This is a genomic window from Saccharomonospora iraqiensis subsp. paurometabolica YIM 90007 (genome assembly GCF_000231035.2).
Taxonomy (GTDB): Bacteria; Actinomycetota; Actinomycetes; order Mycobacteriales; family Pseudonocardiaceae; genus Saccharomonospora; species Saccharomonospora paurometabolica.
The window spans coordinates 21,538-25,225 of the sequence record NZ_KI912250.1 but is presented as its reverse complement, the minus strand read 5'-3'; the positions used below and the strand labels follow the sequence as shown (position 1 = coordinate 25,225).

General features: G+C 74.6%; 4 protein-coding genes. 2 read left to right on the top strand and 2 right to left on the bottom strand.

The annotated features are described in order from the left end of the window. Together SACPADRAFT_RS33100 and rmuC are read right to left on the bottom strand one after the other, a co-directional pair. A partial coding sequence (locus SACPADRAFT_RS33100) for a DUF6542 domain-containing protein (RefSeq protein WP_007026890.1) occupies positions 1-566 on the bottom strand: 566 nt, incomplete at its 3' end. Between the two features lie 108 nt (positions 567-674). After that, positions 675-1,592, bottom strand: coding sequence for a DNA recombination protein RmuC (rmuC, locus tag SACPADRAFT_RS0216165; protein WP_007026891.1), 918 nt, complete (start codon positions 1,590-1,592; stop codon positions 675-677). Positions 1,593-1,771: 179 nt separating this feature from the next. Here rmuC and SACPADRAFT_RS0216160 point away from each other — a divergent pair, with 179 nt between their 5' ends. Further along, the gene (locus tag SACPADRAFT_RS0216160; RefSeq protein ID WP_007026892.1) at positions 1,772-2,932 is read left to right on the top strand and encodes an exonuclease SbcCD subunit D; all 1,161 of its coding nucleotides are present in this window, start codon (positions 1,772-1,774) and stop codon (positions 2,930-2,932) included. Further along, on the top strand, positions 2,929-3,688 hold a 760-nt coding region (locus tag SACPADRAFT_RS28190), incomplete at its 3' end, for an AAA family ATPase (protein ID WP_007026893.1). The genes SACPADRAFT_RS0216160 and SACPADRAFT_RS28190, both read left to right, overlap by 4 nt.

Here is a 3,688-nt window from a genome sequence, read left to right as displayed (position 1 = left end):
CGCTCCGCGTCGTCCGGGTCGCCGTGCGGCGGTCGGTCCCGACGGACACGGTCCTCGCTGCCCTCCCCGGTCCGCGGCCGGGCTCCGCGGGAGCCGGTGGCCGGGGCGCGTTCCCGCCGGTAGCGGATGATGCCGAGCGCGACCGTCATCGCCGTCACGATCGCCATCGCCGGGAAACCGCCGGTCAGCGGCGTCCCGATGGCGAGTGCCTTGTCCTCCAGGTCGCTGCCCGCGGGCATGCCCGACGCGGTGAGTACCACCGTGGGCACGACCGCGGCCAGGATCAGTGGTGGCTGCACCATCTGGCCGAAGACGGCGCGCCGTCGGACCGCGAGCACGGCGGCCACCGCGCCGACCGCGAAACAGACCTGGTACGCCTTCCCCAGCCCGTCGGTCAACGCCTGCTCGCCGAACGCGCCCGCCGCGGTGAGTCCGAGGCAGAGCAGCGTCGCGCCCCACCAGGGCAGTCCGCGCCGGGACCGGATCACGGAGCGCGTGTCCCAGGGGAGCGCGTTCGCGTCGTCTGTGGTGTCCGGATCGCCGCGCCGGTCTCGTGTGGCCGTCACGGGGAGACACCGTATCCCCTTCGCCGGTGACCCACGGCATCAGGCACGTGCTCGCCCATGCCGCCGTGGCCCGCCCGGCGCCGTCGAATAGCGGTTCCGCGACGGGCGTCAGGTGGCCGAGACCTCGTCCTCCCTGCGCACCTCCGCCGGGGCGGTGGGGCTGGCCGAGGCCTCGGTGAGCGGTGCGATGCGGGCCCGGAAGTCCTCCAGCGCGTCCAGCTCCCTGCGGCGGGCGGAGAGGAACCGCTGCAGGTGGGTCCCGGAGAGGTTGACCGCGTCCACGGCGTTGCCCGCCGCCCGGTGCGCGGCGGCGGCCTGGGACCGCACCCGCTCGACGTCGTCGAGCAGGGTGCGCTCCGTCGCGGCGAACAGCGCGGCGGAGGCGATCACCGCGAACCCGGTCGGCCCGCACAGGAACACCCTCCGGTCCAACAGCCAGCGCAGCAGTTCCGGGTCGGTGTCGAGCGCGGCGACCACGGCGGCGTCGGACGGGAGGAACAGGACCGTGCCGTAGATGCCGTCGGCCCAGCGTGCGTAGTCCTTGCCGGAGAGTTCGGCGGCCCGCGAGCGCAGGTTCCGGACGTGCACCCGCAGCGCGTCGCGCCGTTCGGCCGGGTCGTCGGTCTCCACGGCCTCGGCCCAGCAGGCCGTGCTCGCCTTGGCGTCCACCGGCACCGTGCGGCCGCCGCCCACGCTCAGCAGCAGGTCCGGCCGGGCCGCGCCGCCCCCGGCGAGGTCGGTCTGCAGGGTGAAGTGGACGCCCTCGCGCAATCCGAGTGCGCGGGCCGTCTCGGCGAGCACCTGCTCACCGAGCTCGCCGCGCCCGCTGATCGAGGCGAAGGTGACCTCGTAGCGGCGCAGCGCCTGCCGCTGCCGGTCCACCGTGGCCCGTTCCTCGTCGAGCCTGCGGGTGGCGTCGTCGGCGCGGCGCAGGCCGTCCTGGTACAGCCGCCACAGCAGCACCACCGCCGCGGCCAGGGCGAGCGCGAGCACGATCGCCGCGGTGACCAGGATCGTCGAACCCACCGGTGCAGCCTCCTCGTCGTCCCCGCCCGTCGGTGCCCTGTCCGTCGCTGCCGGGCCCGTCGCCATGATGGCGGTCGGTACCGACGAAACCGGTTCCGACGGTCAGAGTGCAACACGTCCGGAGGACACGCCGGGGGCGGTGCGCGGTTCTGTCGGAGGGTGCTCCTAGGTTGGCCGCCGTGCGACTGCTCCATACCTCCGACTGGCACGTGGGCCGGACCTTTCACGGTGCCGACCTGCTCGCCGACCAGGATGCCGTGCTGTCCCACCTCGCCGAGCTGGTCGAGCGGGAGTCCGTCGACGTCGTGGTGGTGGCGGGCGACGTCTACGACCGTGCCGTGCCCTCGGCCGACGCCGTCCGGGTGGCGACGCGCGCGCTGACCCGGCTGCGGCGGGCGGGGGCGGAGCTGGTGCTCACCCCGGGCAACCACGACTCCGCGGCGCGGCTCGGCGCGTTCGGCGAGTTCGCCGAGTCGGGGGGTCTGCACCTGCGCACCGCCGTCGACGACCTCGACCGTCCGGTGCTGCTGCACGACGCGCACGGCCCGGTGGCGATCTACGGCATCCCGTATCTCGAACCGGACACCGCGCGCCACTCCCTCGGGGTGCCCGACGCGCGCGGCCACACCGGTGTGCTGACCGAGGCCATGCGCCGGGTCACCACCGACCTGGCGACCCGGCCGTCGTCGACCCGGTCGGTGGTCGCGGCGCACGCGTTCGTCACCGGCGGTGCGGGCAGCGAGTCCGAACGCACGATCGCCGTGGGTGGGGTCGAGCAGGTTCCGGGGTCGGTCTTCGACGGGGTGGACTACGTCGCTCTCGGCCACCTGCACGGTCCGCAGCGGCTGGCCGAGCACCTGCGCTACTCGGGCAGCCCGGTGGCGTACTCGTTCTCCGAGACGGCGCGCAAGGCGGTGTGGCTGGTGGACCTGGACGCCGACGGACTGGCCGGGGTGCAGCGCCGCGACCTGCCGGTGCCGAGGGAACTGGCCACCGTACGGGGGAGGCTGGACGACCTGGTGGAGTCGGCGGAACACGACGCCCTGGTGGAGTGCTACCTCTCGGTCACCCTGACCGACCAGGTGCGCCCGGTCGACGCGATGCGGAAGCTGCGGGAGCGGTTCCCGCACACGCTGCACCTGGAGTGGGAGCCCGAGGGCGGCCGGTCCACGGTGCTGCGTTACTCGGACGCCGTGCGGGGGCGGTCGGACCGCGAGATCGCGGCCACCTTCCTCGCGGACTGCCGGGGTGCCCCGCCGGGTGAGCGCGAGGACGCACTGCTCACCCGGGCCCTGGAGCACGCGGGGCGGGCCCCGGCGGGAGGGGAGGAGGCGCGATGAGGCTGCACCGGCTGGAGGTGTGCGCGTTCGGCCCCTACGCGGGCCGCGAGGTCGTCGAATTCGACACGCTCGCCGCGGACGGACTGTTCCTGCTGCACGGCGACACCGGCGCGGGCAAGACGACCCTACTCGACGCGGTCGCGTTCGCGCTGTTCGGCGCGGTGCCGGGTGCGCGGGGCACGGGCAGACAGCGACTGCGCTGCGACCTCGCCCCCGCGGACACGGCCACCGAGGTCGTGCTGGAGTTCACGGCCCAGGGGCACCACCTGCGGATCGTGCGCGCACCGGAGTACCAGCGTCCGAAGCGGCGTGGAGCGGGTTTCACGACCCAGCAGGCCAGGGCCTCGCTGAGTTGGCTGAGCCCGCCTCCGGACGGGATGCCGGCGGACGGGCTGACCCGCATCGACGAGGTCACCCGCACCGTGCAGCGGCTGCTCGGCATGACCGCGGAGCAGTTCTTCCAGGTGGTGTTGCTGCCGCAGGGCGAGTTCGCGCGGTTCCTGCGCGCGGACACCACCGAGCGGGAGAAGCTGCTGGAACGGCTGTTCGGCACCCAGCGCTTCGCCGACGTGGAGCGGTGGTTCGCCGACCTGCGCACCGAGCGGCGGCGGGAGCTGGACCGGCAACGCGCCGAGCGGGACAACCTGCTCGCCCGGCTGGCCCAGGAGGCACAGGAGGAGGAACCGGAGCACGCCGACGCCGCGTGGGTCGCCGACCTCCGGCAGCGCGCCCGGACGGCCGTGTCCGCCGCGGAGG